14 protein-coding genes are annotated in these 17,542 nt (G+C 67.8%); 1 reads left to right on the top strand and 13 read right to left on the bottom strand.

Features of this window, described 5'->3' with window-relative positions; genetic code table 11:
* Positions 1–18: 18 nt before the first annotated feature.
* Together argJ and secA are read right to left on the bottom strand one after the other, a co-directional pair.
* A complete protein-coding gene (gene argJ / locus AC1RQF_RS12285) occupies positions 19–1,260 on the bottom strand; it encodes a bifunctional glutamate N-acetyltransferase/amino-acid acetyltransferase ArgJ (RefSeq protein WP_492872146.1) in 1,242 nt (413 codons plus the stop codon).
* A 132-nt stretch (positions 1,261–1,392) separates the two neighbouring features.
* Entirely contained in the window at positions 1,393–4,179 is a 2,787-nt protein-coding gene (secA, locus tag AC1RQF_RS12280) for a preprotein translocase subunit SecA (RefSeq protein WP_274001037.1), read from the bottom strand.
* A gap of 202 nt (positions 4,180–4,381) precedes the next feature.
* On the opposite strand from secA, the gene AC1RQF_RS12275 reads away from it, so the two are divergent.
* The gene (locus tag AC1RQF_RS12275; RefSeq protein ID WP_274001035.1) at positions 4,382–4,855 is read left to right on the top strand and encodes a DciA family protein; all 474 of its coding nucleotides are present in this window, start codon (positions 4,382–4,384) and stop codon (positions 4,853–4,855) included.
* Between the two features lie 73 nt (positions 4,856–4,928).
* On the opposite strand, the gene lpxC is transcribed toward AC1RQF_RS12275, so the two are convergent.
* The 11 genes from lpxC to mraY all read right to left on the bottom strand — a co-directional run bounded on the left by lpxC (position 4,929) and on the right by mraY (position 17,529).
* Complete coding sequence (gene lpxC, locus AC1RQF_RS12270) at positions 4,929–5,846, bottom strand: UDP-3-O-acyl-N-acetylglucosamine deacetylase (protein WP_274001033.1); 918 nt, start codon at positions 5,844–5,846, stop codon at positions 4,929–4,931.
* A gap of 239 nt (positions 5,847–6,085) precedes the next feature.
* Positions 6,086–6,592 carry a peroxiredoxin gene (locus tag AC1RQF_RS12265; RefSeq protein ID WP_274001031.1) on the bottom strand — a complete coding sequence of 169 codons (507 nt, stop codon included), beginning with the start codon at positions 6,590–6,592 and terminating at the stop codon, positions 6,086–6,088.
* 179 nt (positions 6,593–6,771) lie between these two features.
* Positions 6,772–7,965: a cell division protein FtsZ gene (gene ftsZ, locus AC1RQF_RS12260; protein ID WP_274001030.1), complete on the bottom strand. Its 1,194-nt coding sequence runs from the start codon at positions 7,963–7,965 to the stop codon at positions 6,772–6,774.
* 102 nt (positions 7,966–8,067) lie between these two features.
* Positions 8,068–9,300 carry a cell division protein FtsA gene (ftsA, locus tag AC1RQF_RS12255; RefSeq protein WP_274001029.1) on the bottom strand — a complete coding sequence of 411 codons (1,233 nt, stop codon included), beginning with the start codon at positions 9,298–9,300 and terminating at the stop codon, positions 8,068–8,070.
* 26 nt (positions 9,301–9,326) lie between these two features.
* Positions 9,327–10,079, bottom strand: a complete 753-nt coding sequence (locus tag AC1RQF_RS12250; protein ID WP_274001027.1) for a cell division protein FtsQ/DivIB — start codon at positions 10,077–10,079, stop codon at positions 9,327–9,329.
* A gap of 20 nt (positions 10,080–10,099) precedes the next feature.
* Complete coding sequence (locus tag AC1RQF_RS12245; protein ID WP_274001025.1) at positions 10,100–11,041, bottom strand: D-alanine--D-alanine ligase; 942 nt, start codon at positions 11,039–11,041, stop codon at positions 10,100–10,102.
* Position 11,042: 1 nt separating this feature from the next.
* Positions 11,043–12,437, bottom strand: a complete 1,395-nt coding sequence (gene murC, locus AC1RQF_RS12240) for a UDP-N-acetylmuramate--L-alanine ligase (protein ID WP_274001024.1) — start codon at positions 12,435–12,437, stop codon at positions 11,043–11,045.
* On the bottom strand, positions 12,434–13,537 hold the full coding sequence (gene murG, locus AC1RQF_RS12235) for an undecaprenyldiphospho-muramoylpentapeptide beta-N-acetylglucosaminyltransferase (RefSeq protein WP_274001022.1): 1,104 nt from the start codon (positions 13,535–13,537) through the stop codon (positions 12,434–12,436). Before murG ends, murC begins: the two co-directional genes overlap by 4 nt.
* Positions 13,534–14,826 carry a putative lipid II flippase FtsW gene (gene ftsW / locus AC1RQF_RS12230; RefSeq protein WP_274001020.1) on the bottom strand — a complete coding sequence of 431 codons (1,293 nt, stop codon included), beginning with the start codon at positions 14,824–14,826 and terminating at the stop codon, positions 13,534–13,536. The genes murG and ftsW overlap by 4 nt, the downstream gene beginning before the upstream one ends.
* Positions 14,823–16,346, bottom strand: coding sequence for a UDP-N-acetylmuramoyl-L-alanine--D-glutamate ligase (gene murD, locus AC1RQF_RS12225; RefSeq protein WP_274001018.1), 1,524 nt, complete (start codon positions 16,344–16,346; stop codon positions 14,823–14,825). The genes ftsW and murD overlap by 4 nt, the downstream gene beginning before the upstream one ends.
* A 13-nt stretch (positions 16,347–16,359) precedes the next feature.
* Positions 16,360–17,529 carry a phospho-N-acetylmuramoyl-pentapeptide-transferase gene (mraY, locus tag AC1RQF_RS12220; protein ID WP_274001016.1) on the bottom strand — a complete coding sequence of 390 codons (1,170 nt, stop codon included), beginning with the start codon at positions 17,527–17,529 and terminating at the stop codon, positions 16,360–16,362.
* Positions 17,530–17,542 lie beyond the last annotated feature (13 nt).

Raw genomic sequence — 17,542 nt, 5'->3', positions numbered from 1 at the left:
CGGGGGTCCTCGCGACGCTTACGAGCGATAGTCGGCGTTGATGCTCACGTAGTCGTGCGACAGATCGCAGGTCCACACGGTCGCCTGCGCGTCGCCGCGACTGAGCAGCACCCGGATCGTGATCTCGCTCTGCTTCATCACGCGCTGGCCGTCTTCTTCCTGGTAGGCCGGGTTGCGCCCGCCCGCCTTGGCGACGAGCACGTCGTCGAGATACAGGTCGATCGTGCCGACGTCGAGATCCGTCACGCCCGCGTAGCCGATCGCCGCGAGGATCCGGCCCAGATTCGGGTCCGACGCGTAGAACGCGGTCTTCACGAGCGGCGAGTGGCCGATCGCGTAGGCGATCTGCCGGCATTCGGCGACGTCGCGGCCGCCCTCGACCTGCACGGTCATGAACTTGGTCGCGCCCTCGCCGTCGCGCACGATCAGCTGCGACAGCGTCTGCGCGACCTCGGTGACGGCGTCGCGCAGCGCCGCATAGGCGGGCGACGCGGTCGAGGTGATCGCGGGCAGGCTCGACTTGCCCGACGCCAGCAGGATGAACGAGTCGTTGGTCGAGGTATCGCCGTCGATCGTGATGCAGTTGAACGAACGGTCCGCCACTTCCTTCACGAGCGTATCGAGCACCGGCTGCGCGACCGCCGCATCGAAGGCGAGGAAGCCGAGCATCGTCGCCATGTTCGGCTTGATCATCCCGGCGCCCTTGCTGATGCCCGTCAGCGTGACCGTGTGGCCGTCGATCGTCACCTGCCGCGACGCGGCTTTCGGCAGCGTGTCGGTGGTCATGATCGCCTGCGCGGCTTCATACCAGTGCGCGCCCGCCCGGCTGCCCAGCGCGGCGGGCAGGCCCGCCTTCAGGCGCTCGATCGGCAGCGGCTCGAGAATCACACCGGTCGAGAACGGCAGCACCTGCGCCGGCTCGAGGCCGGCGAGCCGCGCGAGTTCCTTGCAGGTCTCGCGGGCATGCGCGAGACCCGGCTCGCCCGTGCCCGCATTCGCGTTGCCGGTATTGACGACGAGCGCGCGGATGCCGGCGCCGCCGGCGCGCACCTTGGCCAGGTGCTCGCGGCAGACCGTCACCGGCGCGGCGCAGAAGCGATTCTCGGTGAACACGCCCGCGACGGTCGCGCCGTCTTCGACGGACACGACGAGGACATCCTTGCGATTCGGCTTGCGGATCCGGGCCTCGGCCCAGCCCAGCGTGACGCCGGCGACGGGATGCAGTTGCGCGGGATCGATCGGGGGGAAGTTCACAGCCATGTGAAACACCTGCCGGAAAGCGCGATGCCGGCCCGGGCCGGCATCGCAGGATTGAACGGACCGGCGGCCCGCCTGGGCGGGCCGCCGCTCATACTTCGGATGGCGGACGCACGCACGGCGCGCCGCCCACGATCATGACAGCTTGCCGTGACAGTGCTTGTACTTCTTGCCGCTGCCGCACGGGCACGGATCGTTGCGCCCGACCTTCGGCACGTCGCCGTCCACCGCCGCCGCGCCGCCCACCGCCGCCGCGATCTCGGCCACCGCGATGCCGCCGACCGCAGCAGCAGCCGCGCCGGTATCCGCATAGTCGGCGTGCCGGAACTCGACGTTCTCGAGATGGCCGCCCTGCTCCTCGAGCTGCTCGGCCGCCTCCTCGAGTTGCTCCGGCGACTGGATCTGCACGTTCATCACGACCCGCGTGACTTCCTGCTTGACCGCATCGAGCATCGCGGCGAACAGTTCGAACGCCTCGCGCTTATATTCCTGCTTGGGGTTCTTCTGCGCGTAGCCGCGCAGGTGGATGCCCTGGCGCAGGTGGTCGAGCGCCGCCAGGTGCTCGCGCCACAGGCGATCGAGCGTCTGCAGCATGATCGAGCGCTCGAACGCGCTGAACGATTCACGGCCGACCAGCGCGACCTTCGCCTCGTAGTGCTCGTCGGCGGCCGTCGTGACCGCGTCGAGGATCTCGTCCGCGCTGATCGACGACGATTCGTTCACCATTTCCTGAATCGCGAGATCGAGCTGCCAGTCGTTGCGCAGCGCCTCTTCCAGCTCGGGCAGGTCCCACTGTTCCTCGATGCTGCCCGCCGGCACGAACTGGCGCACCACCTCGGTGACCACGCCATGACGCATCGCGCCGATGGTCTCGGCGATGTCGTGCGCCTCGAGCAGTTCGTTGCGCTGCTGGTAGATCACCTTGCGCTGGTCGTTCGACACGTCGTCGTATTCGAGCAGCTGCTTGCGGATATCGAAGTTGCGCGCCTCGACCTTGCGCTGCGCGGATTCGATCGAACGGGTCACGATGCCGGCTTCGATCGCCTCGCCTTCCGGCATCTTGAGGCGATCCATGATCGCGCGCACGCGGTCGCCCGCGAAGATGCGCAGGAGCGGATCCTCGAGCGACAGGTAGAAGCGCGACGAACCCGGGTCGCCCTGGCGGCCGGCGCGGCCGCGCAGCTGGTTGTCGATCCGGCGCGATTCGTGGCGCTCGGTGCCGATGATGTGCAGGCCGCCTGCGGTCTTCACCTGCTCGTGCAGCGCTTCCCATTCGTCGTGCAGCTGCTGGATCCGGCGCGCCTTCTCGTCGGCCGGGATCGCGTCGTCGGCATCGATCAGGCTCGCCTGCTTCTCGGCATTGCCGCCCAGCACGATGTCGGTGCCGCGGCCCGCCATGTTGGTTGCGATCGTGATGCGCTTCGGCCGGCCGGCCTCGGCGACGATCGCCGCCTCGCGCGCGTGCTGCTTCGCGTTCAGCACCTCGTGCGGCAGCCCGGCCTGCTTGAGCAGGTGCGACAGCAGCTCGGAGTTCTCGATCGAGGTCGTGCCGACCAGCACCGGCTGGCCGCGCTCGTAGCACTCGTGGATGTCGCGGATCACCGCGTCGTAGCGCTCCTTCGCGGTCTTGTAGATCTGGTCCTGGCGATCGATCCGCTTCGGCACGCGGTTGGTCGGGATCACGACCGTCTCGAGGCCGTAGATCTCGTTGAACTCGAACGCCTCGGTGTCCGCCGTCCCGGTCATCCCGGACAGCTTGACGTACATCCGGAAGTAGTTCTGGAACGTGATCGACGCGAGCGTCTGGTTCTCGCTCTGGATCTTCGCGTGTTCCTTCGCCTCGACCGCCTGGTGCAAACCGTCGGACCAGCGGCGGCCCGCCATCAGGCGGCCCGTGAATTCGTCGACGATGATCACCTCGCCGTTCTGCACCACGTAATGCTGGTCGCGGTGGAACAGCGTGTGCGCGCGCAGCGCCGCGTACACGTGGTGCATCAGCGTGATGTTCTGCGGTGCGTACAGGCTCTCGCCCTCGCCGATCAGGCCCCATTCGGAAAGCAGGCGCTCGGCCTTCTCGTGGCCCGATTCCGTCAGGAACACCTGGCGGGCCTTTTCATCGAGCGTGTAGTCGCCGGGCTTCTCGACGCCCGTGCCGTCGGCCTTCTCCTCGCCGATCTGGCGCTCGAGCAGCGGCGGCAGCGCGTTCATGCGCACGTACAGCTCGGTGTGGTCTTCCGCCTGGCCCGAGATGATGAGCGGCGTGCGCGCCTCGTCGATCAGGATCGAGTCGACCTCGTCGACGATCGCGAAATTGAGCGGCCGCTGCACCCGCGCCTCGGTCTCGTAGACCATGTTGTCGCGCAGGTAGTCGAAGCCGAATTCGTTGTTGGTGCCGTAGGTGATGTCGGCCGCGTAGGCCTGCTGCTTCTGGTCGTGCTCCATCTGCGACAGGTTGATGCCGACCGAGAGCCCGAGGAAGTTGTAGAGCCGCCCCATCCACTCGGCGTCACGCTGCGCGAGGTAGTCGTTCACGGTGACGACGTGCACGCCGCGCCCGGACAGCGCGTTCAGGTAGGCCGCGAGCGTCGCGACGAGCGTCTTGCCCTCGCCGGTGCGCATTTCCGCGATCTTGCCGTAGTGCAGCACCATGCCGCCGATCAGCTGCACGTCGAAGTGCCGCATCTTCAGCACCCGCCGGCTCGCCTCGCGGCACACGGCGAACGCCTCGGGCAGCAGCTTGTCGAGCGACTCGCCGCCCGCGACACGCTGGCGGAACTCATCCGTCTTGCCGCGCAACTGGTCGTCCGTCAGCTGCTCGATCTGCGTTTCCAACGCATTGATCGTAGCGACGGTCTTTTGGTATTGCTTGACGAGCCGCTGGTTGCGGCTGCCAAAAATCTTCTGGAGAAAACCGGTTGTCATCGGATCGGGTGTGCGTCGCTGCAACGGCCCCGGAGTACGGCTGACCTCCCCCGGCGCGCCGAGCCTCGGCGGCTTAACGTATGAGTGAATTCAAACGAGGAATTTTAGCACGCGCGCCCGCCCGCGCCGCGGTCCTCCGCCGACGCCTGCCTCGCGCGGTACAATCGCGTCATCTTTGCCGCTCCACGCCGTCACCGAGTCCATGAACCGTTCCTCGTCGCGCTTCCCGTCGAGCTTCTCGCGCCCGCAGGCCGCAGCCGACGTGCTGAACCGCAGCGACGCCTATGCGGCGCTGCGCGCGGGCGTCGAGCAGGTGGCCGCGCTGCGTCGCGATCTGGCCAGCCTGCTGCCGGACTACCTCGCGAACAATATCGAACCCGGCTTCATCAAGGAAGGCGTGCTCACGCTGTTCGCCGCGCACAACGCGCTCGCCGCGCGCCTGCGGCAAGTCGAGCCGCGCCTGCTCGGCGACCTGCAGGCGCGCGGCTGGCCGGTCACGGCGCTGAAACTGCGGGTGCGCCCGCAGCACGCGCCCGAACCGCCACGCATCAAGGAGGCGCGCCTGTCGGCGGCGGGCGCCGATGCGCTGCGCACGCTCGCCGACGCGCTCGAACCGTCGCCGCTGCAGATCGCGCTCGCGCGCATGGCCGCCCGGCACGCGAAACCGCCGCGCTGAGCGCCGCCGGGACAAAAAAAAGCGACCCTCGGGTCGCTTTTTTTCATGGCGCGGCGCCATGGCGCGGCGCGCGTCACGCGAACGCAGCCTGCGCGTCGAAGCCGAAGCCGCGCGGCGCGGCCTTCGGATCGTCGAACGACACGATCTCGTAGGCGCTTTCGTCCGCGAGCAGTGCGCGCAGCAGCTGGTTGTTCAGGCCGTGGCCCGACTTGTACGCGGTGTACGACGCGAGGAGCGGATGACCGACCACGTACAGGTCGCCGATCGCATCGAGCATCTTGTGCTTCACGAACTCGTCGTCGTAGCGCAGGTTGTCGTTGTTCAGGATCCGGTACTCGTCGAGCACGATCGTGTTGTCCATCGTGGCGCCGCGCGCGAGGCCCAGCTCGCGCAGCATCTCGCCCTCGTGCGCGAAGCCGAAGGTGCGCGCACGCGCGATCTCGCGCACGTACGACGTGTTCGCGAAATCGACTTCCAGCTCCTGCCCCGTCTTGTCGACGGCCGGATGGCGGAAATCGATCGTGAACTTGAGCTTGAAGCCGAAGTACGGGTCGAGGCGCGCGAACTTGTCGCCGTCGCGGATCTCGACCGGCTTCTTCACCTGGATGAAGCGCTTCGGCGCGTTCTGTTCCTCGATGCCGGCGGACTGGATCAGGAACACGAACGAGGCGGCGCTGCCGTCCATGATCGGGATTTCCTCGGCCGTCACGTCGACGTACAGGTTGTCGATCCCGAGGCCCGCGCACGCGGACATCAGGTGCTCGACCGTCGACACGCGCGCGCCATCCTTCTGCAACACCGACGCGAGCCGCGTATCGCCGATCGACATCGCCGAGGCCGGGATGTCCACGGGCGTCGGCAGATCGATGCGCGAAAACACGATGCCCGTGCCGGCGGCAGCGGGGCGGAGCGTGAGTTCGATTTTGCGACCGGAGTGAAGACCGATGCCTACGGTCTTGACGATCGACTTGATGGTGCGCTGCTTCAACATGGTGATCTTCTTCGCGATTGAAGATTTCAATCGGGAGTTTTATTCAATAGACGAGAGTATAGCGTAATTCCCTATTTCACGTCGGCTGCATCGCCGTATCAAACTGTTTCGACACGTTACCCGCGCGGATGCGGGACGGGCCGATGCCCGGAACGGAGGCGTTTCCGGTCATCGGCCCGTAATAAAGCCACGTTGTCGGGGAGCCCGGGCGTTGCCGTCGAGCAACGCCGGCCCCGATTTCACCGCATCATGCCTGCCAGCACGCTGGCTGCATCGCTGACTTCGAACTTGCCCGGCGCTTCGATCGCCAGCGTCTTGACCACGCCGTCGTCGATCACCATCGCATAGCGCAGGGATCGAACCCCCATGCCACGCGCGGACAAATCCTGCGTAAGTCCCAGCGCATGAGTGAAAGCCGCGCTGCCGTCCGCCATCATGCGCACCTTGCCCGCGGTGTGCAGATCGCGTCCCCAAGCGCCCATCACGAATGCGTCGTTGACGGCCACGCACCAGACCTCGTCGATGCCCGCCGCGCGCAGCGCGTCGGCGTGCTCGAGATAGCCCGGTACATGCTGCGCCGAACAGGTCGGCGTGAACGCGCCCGGCAATCCGAAGATCACCACGCGCCTGCCCGCCGTCTGCTCGCGCACGCTGCAGGCGTTCGGCCCCAGCGTGCACCCTGCGCGCGCTTCGTCGATGAACTCGAAGAGCTGCGCGTCGGGCAGCGTGTCGCCCACTTGAATCATGCCTGGTCCTTCATGGCGATACCTTGATCAACCGCGACAGACGGCACGACGCCTGCCCGCTTCGCAGCCGCGAAGAGGGCACGATGCCCGGCCCGGCGTCGCATGCGACGCGGCCTGTCATGCGCCGTTTCCATCCGTCACGTCGGCCCGGCCGCGAGGCGGCCCGGCCTGCCCGTGCGTCAGTCCGCCTGCTTGCGCAGGAAGGCCGGGATGTCGTACGTGTCGACGCCCTTTTCCTGCAGCGCCTGCACGTGCGACGCCGCCGTCTCGCGCGAATTGCGCCACACGGCCGGCGTGTCGAGCGCGCCGTAGTCGGCCGCGCTCACGTGCGCCGGCGCGTAGCTGTGCGCCACCGCGCTGATCGGCTGGTTGTCCGTGCCGGTGCGCAGCAGCGTCATCGGCGCCGACTGCTGCTTCTTCGCCGCGCGGCCGAGGCCCGTCGCGACCACCGTCACGCGCAGCGCATCGCCCATCGCGTCGTCGTACACCGCACCGAAGATCACCGTGGCGTCGTCGGCCGCGTAGCTCTTGATGGTGTTCATCACTTCGCGGGTTTCCGACAGGCGCAGCGAACGGCTCGACGTGATGTTCACCAGCACGCCGCGCGCGCCCGACAGGTCGACGCCCTCGAGCAGCGGGCTCGCGACCGCCTGCTCGGCGGCGAGGCGCGCGCGATCGACGCCGGCGACCGTCGCCGTGCCCATCATCGCCTTGCCCTGCTCGCCCATCACCGTCTTCACGTCCTCGAAGTCGACGTTCACCAGACCATCGACATTGATGATCTCGGCGATGCCGGCCACGGCGTTGTTGAGCACGTCGTCAGCGCACTGGAAGCACTTGTCCATCTCGGCGTCGTCGCCCATCACCTCGAACAGCTTGTCGTTCAGCACGACGATCAGCGAGTCGACGTGATCCTCCAGTTGCTGCGCGCCGGCTTCCGCCACGCGCATCCGCTTGCCGCCTTCGAATTCGAACGGCTTGCTCACGACACCCACCGTCAGGATGCCCATTTCCTTCGCGATCTGCGCGACCACGGGCGCCGCGCCCGTGCCCGTGCCGCCGCCCATGCCTGCGGTGATGAACACCATGTGCGCGCCGCGCAGCGAATCGGCGATGCGCTCGCGCGCCTCTTCCGCCGACGCACGGCCCATCTCCGGCTTCGCGCCGGCGCCGAGGCCGGTGCCGCCGAGCTGGATCACGTTCGGCGCGCGCGAACGCGACAGCGCCTGCGCATCCGTGTTCATCACGACGAAGTCGACGCCCTGTACTCCGCGGTTGATCATGTGCTGCACGGCATTGCCGCCAGCGCCGCCAACGCCGATCACCTTGATGACCGTGCCGTTGGTTTCGGTTTCCAGCATTTCGAATTCCATTGTTGCCTCCGTCAAGAAAAAAACTCTGGCGTTATTCGGCAGAAGATCGGGCAACCCTCTGTCGCGCGCCGGCCACCAGTACCGGCGCGAGTTTCAAATCGATTAGAAGTTGCTCAGGAACCAGTCCTTCATCCGCGTGAAGATCTGGCCGGCCGAGCCGGACTGCACCGCGACCTTGCGGCCGCGCGTGCGCTGTGCGCTGCCTTCGACGAGCAGCCCCATCGCGGTCGAGTAGCGCGGATTGCGCACCACGTCCGCGAGACCGCCCGCGTATTCCGGCGCGCCGATGCGCACCGGTTTGAGGAAAATGTCTTCGCCGAGTTCGACCATTCCCGGCATCATCGCCGCGCCGCCAGTCAGCACAACACCGGAACTGAGTAACTCTTCGTAACCGGATTCGCGCACGACCTGTTGAACGAGCGAGAACAGCTCCTCGACGCGCGGCTCGATCACCGCGGCAAGCGCCTGCCGCGACAGCGTGCGCGGACCGCGCTCGCCCAGCCCCGGCACCTCGACCATCTCGTCCGGATCGGCCAGCGCCTGCTTCGCGATGCCGTAGCCCACCTTGATGTCTTCCGCATCCGGCGTCGGCGTGCGCAGCGCCATCGCGATGTCGCTCGTGATCTGGTCGCCCGCGATCGGGATCACGGCCGTGTGGCGGATCGCGCCTTCCGCGAAGATCGCGATGTCGGTCGTGCCGCCGCCGATGTCGACCAGCACCACGCCGAGGTCCTTCTCGTCCTCGGTCAGCACCGCGAGCGACGACGCGAGCGGCTGCAGGATCAGGTCGTTCACCTCGAGCCCGCAGCGGCGCACGCACTTCACGATGTTCTGCGCGGCGCTGACCGCGCCCGTCACGATATGCACCTTCACCTCGAGGCGGATGCCGCTCATGCCGATCGGCTCGCGCACGTCCTCCTGGCCGTCGATGATGAATTCCTGCGTGAGGATGTGCAGCACCTGCTGGTCGGTCGGGATGTTGATCGCCTTGGCGGTCTCGATCACGCGCGCGACGTCGGTCTGGGTGACTTCCTTTTCCTTGATCGCGACCATCCCGCTCGAATTGAAGCTGCGGATGTGGCTGCCGGCGATCCCGGTGAAGACGTTGGTGATCTTGCAGTCGGCCATCAGCTCGGCTTCCTCGAGCGCGCGCTGGATCGACTGCACGGTGGCCTCGATGTTCACCACCACGCCTTTCTTCAAGCCCTTCGACTCGCTCTGGCCGAGGCCGATGACCTCGTAGTGCCCCTCGCCCTTCAGTTCCGCGACGACGGCCACCACCTTCGACGTGCCGATGTCGAGGGCAACCAGCAGATCCTTGTAGTCTTTGCTCATAAAGTGCTCTTGCGTGTGATGTCCTGTTACTTCTTGCCCTTGTCGGGTTCGCTCAGGAAGCGCATGCCCGCCGCACGAACCGCGAACCCGTTCGGGTAACGCAGGTCCGCATACTCGATGTCGCCGCCCCAGCGCTGCGTGACGGCCGGCCACGCGGCGACGAGGCGCTGCGTGCGGTCGAACAGCGTCCCGCCGTTGCGCTCCTTGCCCAGCTCCACCTGCATGCCGTTCGACAACTTGACCGTCCACGCGTAGCGCGGCGACAGCGTCACCTCCTCCGGCGTCGCCTTGAGCGGCGCGAACCACTTCTTGAAATCGCGATAGCGCGCGACCACCTCCTTCGCGCTGCCTTCCGGACCGTCGAACGCGGGCAGGCCTTCCTCCAGCTCGCCCTGGTTCGCGGTAAACAGCTCGCCGTCGGTGCTGACCAGCTGATCGCTGCCCCAGGTGCCCAACGGTTTGTACTCCTCGAGCGTGACAGCGAGCGCGTTCGGCCACACTCGCCGCACGCTCGCGTGCCGTACCCACGGCATCTGCTCGAACGCCACCCGCGCGGTGTCCAGGTCGACCGTGAAGAAATTGCCCTTGAGCCGGCCCACCACGCCCGCGCGCACCGTCGGCGCGTTGATGTGCTCGGTATCGCCGTCGATCTGGATCGCGCGCAGCGCGAAAGTCGGACGCTGAATCAGCCAGTAGCACCCCGCGGCCGCCAACGCGAGCAGCAACAGCGCGTACAACGCGCTGGCGGCAAGGTTCAGTTGGCGAACGTTATTCCACATGACTCACATCCGGTTCCGCTTCAGTCTTCCAGGGTCAACGACAGGATCTTCACCACCAGCGCCGAGTAGCTGATGCCGACCGCGCGCGCCGCCTTCGGCGGCAGCGAATGATCGGTCATCCCCGGCGCCGTGTTCACTTCGAGGAAATACGCGTCGCCCGCCGCGTCGAGCATGAAATCCGCGCGGCCCCAATCGGTGCAGCCGAGCACGTCGAACGCGCGCCGCGCGAGCCGCTTCAGTTCCGCCTCGCGCGCCTCGCCGAGGCCACACGGGATCAGATACTGCGTGTCGTCGGCGACGTACTTCGCGTGATAGTCATAGAACTCGCCCGCCGGCACGATGCGGATCAGCGGCAGGTCGAGATCCGCCGCGATGCACGCGGTGTACTCGCCGCCGCCCTCGATGCTCTTCTCGACGATCACGATTTTGTCGTGTTGCGCCGCTTCGGCCAGTGCGACAGGCAACGCAGCGGCGTCCTTCACCTTCAGCACCGCGACGCTCGAGCCTTCGCTCGCCGGCTTCACGAACAAGGGCAGGCCCAGCTTCGCGACGATCTCCTGCGCGCGCGCATCGTAGGCATCGCCGCGCAGCACCGTCTCGAACGGCGGCGTCGGCACGCCGGTCTGCTGCCACACCAGCTTGGTGCGGAACTTGTCGAGCCCGAGCGCCGAGCCGAGCACGCCGCTGCCGGTGTAGCGGATCCCGTAGAAATCGAGCGCGCCCTGGATCTGGCCGTTCTCGCCGTAGCCCCCGTGCAGCGCATTGAACGCGCGCGCGAAACCCTCGTCCTTGAGCGCCGCCAACGGCCGCTCGGACGGATCGAACGGATGGGCGTCGATGCCGGCATCGCGCAGCCCCTGCACGACCAGCCGGCCCGAGTTGAGCGACACCTCGCGCTCGGCCGACTCGCCGCCGAGCAGCACCGCCACCTTGCCGAATCGTTGCGGATCGATCGCGTTCATCTCATGCCTTCCGTTGCGTGTCCTGCACGAGCTTGCCCGGCACGCCGCCGATCGAGCCCGCACCCATCGTGATCACCACGTCGCCCGGCTGCGCGACCTGCGTGAGCGCCTCCGGCAGCGCGTCGACGTGCTCGACGAGCACCGGCACGACCTTGCCCGCCGCGCGCACCGCGCGCGACAGCGCGTCGCCGTTGGCGGTCGGGATCGGCGCCTCGCCGGCTGCGTAGACCTCCGTCAACACCAGCGCATCGACCGTCGACAGCACGTGGACGAAATCCTCGAAGCAGTCGCGGGTGCGCGTATAGCGGTGCGGCTGGAACGCCAGCACGAGCCGGCGGCCGGGGAACGCGCCGCGCGCGGCGGCGATCGTCGCGGCCATCTCGACCGGGTGATGGCCGTAGTCGTCGATCAACGTGTACGCGCCGCCCGCCACCGGGATCTCGCCATGCCGCTGGAAGCGCCGGCCGACGCCGTTGAATTCCGCGAGCGCCTGCTGGATCGCCTCGTCCGCGACGCCCAGGTCGGTCGCGATGGCAATCGCGGCGAGCGCGTTCTGCACGTTGTGCAGGCCCGGCAAATTCAGCACCACCGCGAGCGGCGCGCGCCCTTCGCGCTGCACCGTGAAATGCATGCGGCCGTCGCGCGCGTCGATGTTCTCGGCGCGCACCTGCGCGTCGGCCGCGAGGCCGTAGCGCACCACCGGCTTCGAGATGAACGGGATGATCTGGCGCACGTTCGGATCGTCGACACATACCACCGCGCTGCCGTAGAACGGCAGGCGCTGCGTAAACTCGATGAACGCCTGCTTGAGCCGCGCGAAGTCGTGCCCATAGGTGTCCATGTGATCCGCATCGATGTTCGTGATCACCTCGATCACCGGATACAGGTTCAAGAACGACGCATCCGATTCGTCGGCCTCGGCCACGAAGAAATCGCCGGTGCCGAGCCGCGCGTTCGCGCCGGCGCTGATCAACCGGCCGCCGATCACGAAGGTCGGATCGAGTCCGCCCGCCGCGAGCACGCTCGCGACGAGGCTCGTCGTCGTGGTCTTGCCGTGCGTGCCGGCGATCGCGATCCCCTGCTTGAGCCGCATCAGCTCGGCGAGCATCACCGCGCGCGGCACGATCGGCACGCGCTGACGGCGCGCCGCGAGCACTTCCGGGTTGTCCGAGCGCACCGCGGTGGACACCACCACCGCGTTCGCACCCTCGATGTTGGCCGCGTCGTGGCCGATCGCGACCCGCGCGCCGAGCGCCTGAAGCCGCTCGGTCACCGCATTGCGCGACAGATCCGAGCCGCTGACCTCGTAGCCGAGATTGACGAGCACTTCCGCGATCCCGCTCATGCCCGCGCCGCCGATCCCGACGAAGTGAATATGTTTGACGATGTGTTTCATTGCATTCCTTTCAGGTTCGCGCCCGCCACCGCCGCGCATGCGCGCGCGACTTCATCGGTGGCATCGGGCTTGGCCAGCGAGCGCGAACGCTCCGCCATGATCGCGAGCGTTGCCCGCGACTGGCTGCGCAACCAGTCGGCCAGCAATTCGGCCGACAGGTCGCGTTGTTGCACCAGCACCGCCGCGCCGACATCGGCGAGGAAGGCGGCATTGGTCGTCTGATGGTCGTCGACCGCATGCGGGAACGGCACGAACAGCGCCGCGACGCCCACCGCCGCGATCTCGGCGACGGTCATCGCGCCGGAGCGGCAGATCACCAGGTCCGCGGCCGCGTAGGCCGCCGCCATGTCGTCGATGAACGGCGCGAGCTGCACGTCGCTGCCGAGCGCGAGGCCCGCGGCTTCATAGTTCGCCTTCAGCGTGTCGATGTGCTTCGCGCCCGCCTGATGCACGACGTGCGGCCGCTCGCCGGGCGCCATCAGCGCGAGCGCGCGCGGCACCACTTCGTTGAGCGCGGCGGCGCCGAGGCTGCCGCCCACCACCAGCAGGTTCAGCCGGCCGTCGCGCGCCGCGTAGCGCTGCGGCGGCGGCGCGGTGCGCGCCAGCTCCGCGCGGATCGGGTTGCCGGTCCACTCGGCATGCGGCAGCGCATCCGGGAACGCGACGAGCACGCGCTTCGCGAGCTTCGCGAGCACCTTGTTCGCGAGCCCGCCGATCGAGTTCTGTTCGTGCAGCACGAGCGGCCGGCCGGTCAGCGCCGTCATCACCCCCGCCGGGAACGTGATGTAGCCGCCCATGCCGAGCACCACGTCGGGCTTCACGCGGCGCAGCACCGCGAGGCTCTGCGCGCAGGCGCGCAGCAGGTTGAACGGCAGCATCAGCTTGGTCTTCAGGCCCTTGCCGCGCAACCCGCCGAAGCGCACGTACTCCATCGGAATCCCGTGCTTCGGCACGAGCGTCGCCTCCATGCCGGCCGGGTTGCCGAGCCATACGACCCGCCAGCCCTGCTCCGCCATGCGGTGCGCGACGGCGAGGCCCGGGAACACGTGGCCCCCGGTGCCGCCCGCCATCACCAGCAGCGTCGGTTGCGATGCGCTCATACCTTGCCTCCGCGCATCAGCACCCGGTTTTCGTAATCGACCCGCAGCAGCACCGCGATCGCCACGCAGTTCAGCAGAATCCCCGAGCCGCCGTAGCTGACGAGCGGCAGCGTCAGGCCCTTGGTGGGCAGCAGGCCCAGATTCACGCCCATGTTGATGAACGCCTGCGCGCCGAACCAGATGCCGACGCCCTTCGCGGTCAGGCCGGCGAAGGTGCGGTCGAGCGCGAGCGCCTGGCGGCCGATCTCGAACGCGCGGCGCACGATCCAGTAGAACAGCAGGATCACGACCAGCACGCCGACGAAGCCGAGTTCCTCGCCGATCACGGCGAGGATGAAGTCGGTATGCGCTTCCGGCAGGTAGTTGAGCTTCTCGACGCTGCCGCCGAGCCCGACGCCGAACCATTCGCCGCGTCCGAACGCGATCAGCGAGTGGGTCAGCTGGTAGGCCTTGCCCTGCGCATAGCGCTCGTCCCACGGATCGAGGTAGGCGAAGATCCGCTCGCGCCGCCACGGCGACAGCCACACCAGCATCGTGAAGGTGCCGACCGCCGTCGCGACCAGCCCGCCGAACAGCTTGCCGTTGACGCCGCCGAGGAACAGCACGCCCATCGCGATCGCGGCGACCACCATGAATGCGCCCATGTCCGGTTCGAGCAGCAGCAGCGCGCCGACCATGCCGACCGCGAACGCCATCGGCAGGAAGCCTTTCGCGAAGCTCTGCATGTACTCCTGCTTGCGCACCGTGTAGTTCGCCGCGTAGATCGTCACGGCAAGCTTCATGATCTCGGACGGCTGCATGTTGGTGATGCCGAGCGGGATCCAGCGCCGCGCGCCGTTCACGCCCTTGCCGACGTGCGGGATCAGCACGATCACGAGGCCGACGAGCGCGATCAGGAACAGGTGCGGCGCGTATTTGTCCCAGGTCGACACCGGCACCCGGAACGCGATCACCGCCGCGACGAACGCGACGCAGAGCGAGATGACGTGGCGCAGCAGGAAGGCGTAGTCGTGGTACGACGCGTACTTCGGCGAGTCCGGCATTGCGATCGACGCCGAGTACACCATCACCACGCCCAGCCCGAGCAGCGCGATCGACACCCACAGCAGCGAGTAATCGAAATCGAGCATGCGCGAACGGGTCGGACGCGCGCCGTTCACGACGCTCGCGAGGCCGCCCGCCGCGGCGCGCGCGCCCGAGCTCATGCGCGCGCCGGCGCCCGTCGCGGCCGAGCCGCCGGCATCGCGCGCGCCGTTGAAACGCGAAACGAGACGATCGGACCAGCTCATATCGTCGTGCCCCTTTCCAGTGCGATGTCCTCGACCGCGCTGCGGAACACCGCGGCGCGCTGCGCATAACCGGTGAACATGTCGAAGCTCGCGCAGGCGGGCGACAGCAGCACCGCATCGCCCGGCTCCGCGAGCGCGCTCGCCGCGCGCACCGCCTCTTCGAGCGTCGCGTGGTCGACGAGCGGCACGCCGGCCTCGGCCAGCGCCGCGCGCAGCGCGGGCGCATCGCGGCCGATCAGCAGCACCGCACGGCACCAGCGTGCGACGGGCGCCGCGAGCGGCGCGAAATCCTGGCCCTTGCCGTCGCCGCCGGCGATCAGCACCGCGCGCTGCGCGAGGCCGTCGAGCGCGGCAACCGTCGCGCCGACATTGGTGCCCTTGCTGTCGTCGACGTAATCGACGCCGTCCAGCGACGCGATCAGCTCGACGCGATGCGCCTCGCCGCGATACTCGCGCAGGCCGTGCAGCAGCGGCGCGGCCGGCAGGTCGATCGCACGGGCGAGCGCGAACGCGGCCAGTGCGTTCGCCGCGTTGTGCAGCCCGCGGATCCGCAGCGCGTCCGACGGCATCAGGCGCTTGAGCGCGAGATCGGGCGGCGTCGCGGCTTCCTGCTTGCGACGGCGCGGCGACACCGGCTCGTCGCTCGCGTCGCGGTCGTGCGCCTGCACGAGCCAGTTGATGCCACCATCGCGCAGCAGGCCGTAATCGCCGTCGCGGGTCGGCTCGTTCAGACCGAACGTGACGAAGCGCGGCGCATCGGCCGCCGCCGCGGGCGGCGTGAACTTCATCACCTCGGCGTCGTCGCGGTTCAGCACGCGCACGGTGCGCGCGCCGAAGACCCGGCCCTTCGCCGCCGCATAGGCCTCGAAGCCGCCATGCCAGTCGAGATGGTCCTGGGTCAGGTTGAGGATGGTCGCGGCGTCCGGCGCGAAGCTCTGCGCGGTTTCCAGCTGGAAGCTCGACAGTTCGAGCACCCAGACGTCCGGCAGCGCGGTCGCGTCGATCGCCTCGGCCAGCTTGTCGAGCATGGCCGGGCTGATGTTGCCGGCGACCGCGACCTTGCGGCCCGCGCGTTCGCACAACAGGCCGGCAAGGCTCGTCGTCGTGGTCTTGCCGTTGGTGCCGGTGATCGCCAGCACCTTGGGCGCATAGCCGTTGTCGCGCAGGGTCGCGAGCGCCTGCGCGAAGAATTCGAGTTCGCCCCACACGGGCACGCCGCGCTCGCGCGCGGCGGCGAGCAGCGGCGCGAGATCGTCCGCGAGCGGCGACAGCCCCGGGCTCAGCGCGACCAGCTCGACGCCGCCGTCGAGCAGCACGGGCGAGAGCGGCCCGCCGACGAATTCGGCCTCGATCCCGGCGGCCTCGAGCGCGGCGAGGTTGGGCGGCGTCTCGCGCGTATCGGCAATGCGCAACCGGCACGCGTGCCTCGCGCACCACCGCGCGATCGCGAGACCCGATTCGCCGAGCCCCAGCACGAGCACCATCGGCCGCTGCCGATCTGCAAACTTCTCGCCAAACATCCTTACCTTCCCTTTACCGCAGCTTGAGGGTGGACAAACCGAACAGGCACAGCATCAAAGTGATGATCCAGAAACGCACCACCACCTGCGTTTCCTTCCAGCCCGACAATTCGAAATGGTGATGCAGCGGCGCCATCTTGAAGATGCGGCGCCCTTCGCCGTAACGGCGCTTCGTGTACTTGAACCAGGTGACCTGCAGCATCACGGACAGCGTTTCCGCGACGAAGATGCCGCCCATGATGAACAACACGATTTCCTGGCGCACGATCACCGCGACCGTGCCGAGCGCGCCGCCGAGCGCGAGCGCGCCGACGTCGCCCATGAACACCTGCGCCGGATGCGTGTTGTACCAGAGGAACGCGAGCCCCGCGCCGCCCATGGCCGAGCAGAAGATCAGCAGCTCGCCCGCGCCGGGGATGTGCGGAAACAGCAGGTATTTCGAGTAGACGGCGCTGCCCATCACATAGGCGAACACGCCGAGCGACGCGCCAACCAGCACGACCGGCATGATCACGAGGCCGTCGAGGCCGTCGGTGAGGTTGACCGCGTTGCTCGCGCCGACGATCACGAAATAGGTGAGCGCGATGAAGCCCCACACGCCGAGCGGATAGCTGATCGATTTCAGGAACGGCAGCAGCAGGTCGGCGCGCGCGGGCAGGCCCATCGACATGCCGCTGCGCACCCACGCCATGAACAGGTCGAAGACCCGGCCGGTGCTCGCTTCCGACACGCTGAACGCGAGATAGACGGCCGCGAACAGGCCGATCACCGACTGCCAGAAATACTTTTCGCGGGACGACATCCCGCGCGGATCCTTGTGGACGACCTTGCGATAGTCGTCGACCCAGCCGATCACGCCGAAGCCGAAGGTCACGAGCATCACGATCCAGATGAAGCGGTTCGTGAGGTCGCCCCACAGCAGGGTGGCGACCGCGATGCCGATCAGGATCAGCACGCCGCCCATCGTCGGCGTGCCTGATTTCACGAGGTGCGTCTGCGGACCATCCTTGCGGACGGCCTGGCCGACCTTCATCTGGGTCAGCTTGCGGATCACCCACGGGCCGCAGACGAGACCGATCACCAGCGCGGTGATGGTGGCCATCACCGCCCGGAACGTGAGGTACGTGAACAAGCGCAAAAAGCTTGCGTCATTTTGCAGCCATTGCGCCAGCGCCAGCAACATGCTTCTTTCCTTC

The organism is Burkholderia sp. GW821-FHT14F03, assembly GCF_058803765.1.
This window is presented reverse-complemented; position numbering and strand designations above follow the sequence as displayed.

Bases quoted from the DNA above. Each gene is read 5' to 3' on its own strand.
- argJ (WP_492872146.1), bottom strand. From the start codon at position 1,260: ATGGCTGTGAACTTCCCCCCGATCGATCCCGCGCAACTGCATCCCGTC.
- secA (WP_274001037.1), bottom strand. From the start codon at position 4,179: ATGACAACCGGTTTTCTCCAGAAGATTTTTGGCAGCCGCAACCAGCGG.
- AC1RQF_RS12275 (WP_274001035.1), top strand. From the start codon at position 4,382: ATGAACCGTTCCTCGTCGCGCTTCCCGTCGAGCTTCTCGCGCCCGCAG.
- lpxC (WP_274001033.1), bottom strand. From the start codon at position 5,846: ATGTTGAAGCAGCGCACCATCAAGTCGATCGTCAAGACCGTAGGCATC.
- AC1RQF_RS12265 (WP_274001031.1), bottom strand. From the start codon at position 6,592: ATGATTCAAGTGGGCGACACGCTGCCCGACGCGCAGCTCTTCGAGTTC.
- ftsZ (WP_274001030.1), bottom strand. From the start codon at position 7,965: ATGGAATTCGAAATGCTGGAAACCGAAACCAACGGCACGGTCATCAAG.
- ftsA (WP_274001029.1), bottom strand. From the start codon at position 9,300: ATGAGCAAAGACTACAAGGATCTGCTGGTTGCCCTCGACATCGGCACG.
- AC1RQF_RS12250 (WP_274001027.1), bottom strand. From the start codon at position 10,079: ATGTGGAATAACGTTCGCCAACTGAACCTTGCCGCCAGCGCGTTGTAC.
- AC1RQF_RS12245 (WP_274001025.1), bottom strand. From the start codon at position 11,041: ATGAACGCGATCGATCCGCAACGATTCGGCAAGGTGGCGGTGCTGCTC.
- murC (WP_274001024.1), bottom strand. From the start codon at position 12,437: ATGAAACACATCGTCAAACATATTCACTTCGTCGGGATCGGCGGCGCG.
- murG (WP_274001022.1), bottom strand. From the start codon at position 13,537: ATGAGCGCATCGCAACCGACGCTGCTGGTGATGGCGGGCGGCACCGGG.
- ftsW (WP_274001020.1), bottom strand. From the start codon at position 14,826: ATGAGCTGGTCCGATCGTCTCGTTTCGCGTTTCAACGGCGCGCGCGAT.
- murD (WP_274001018.1), bottom strand. From the start codon at position 16,346: ATGTTTGGCGAGAAGTTTGCAGATCGGCAGCGGCCGATGGTGCTCGTG.
- mraY (WP_274001016.1), bottom strand. From the start codon at position 17,529: ATGTTGCTGGCGCTGGCGCAATGGCTGCAAAATGACGCAAGCTTTTTG.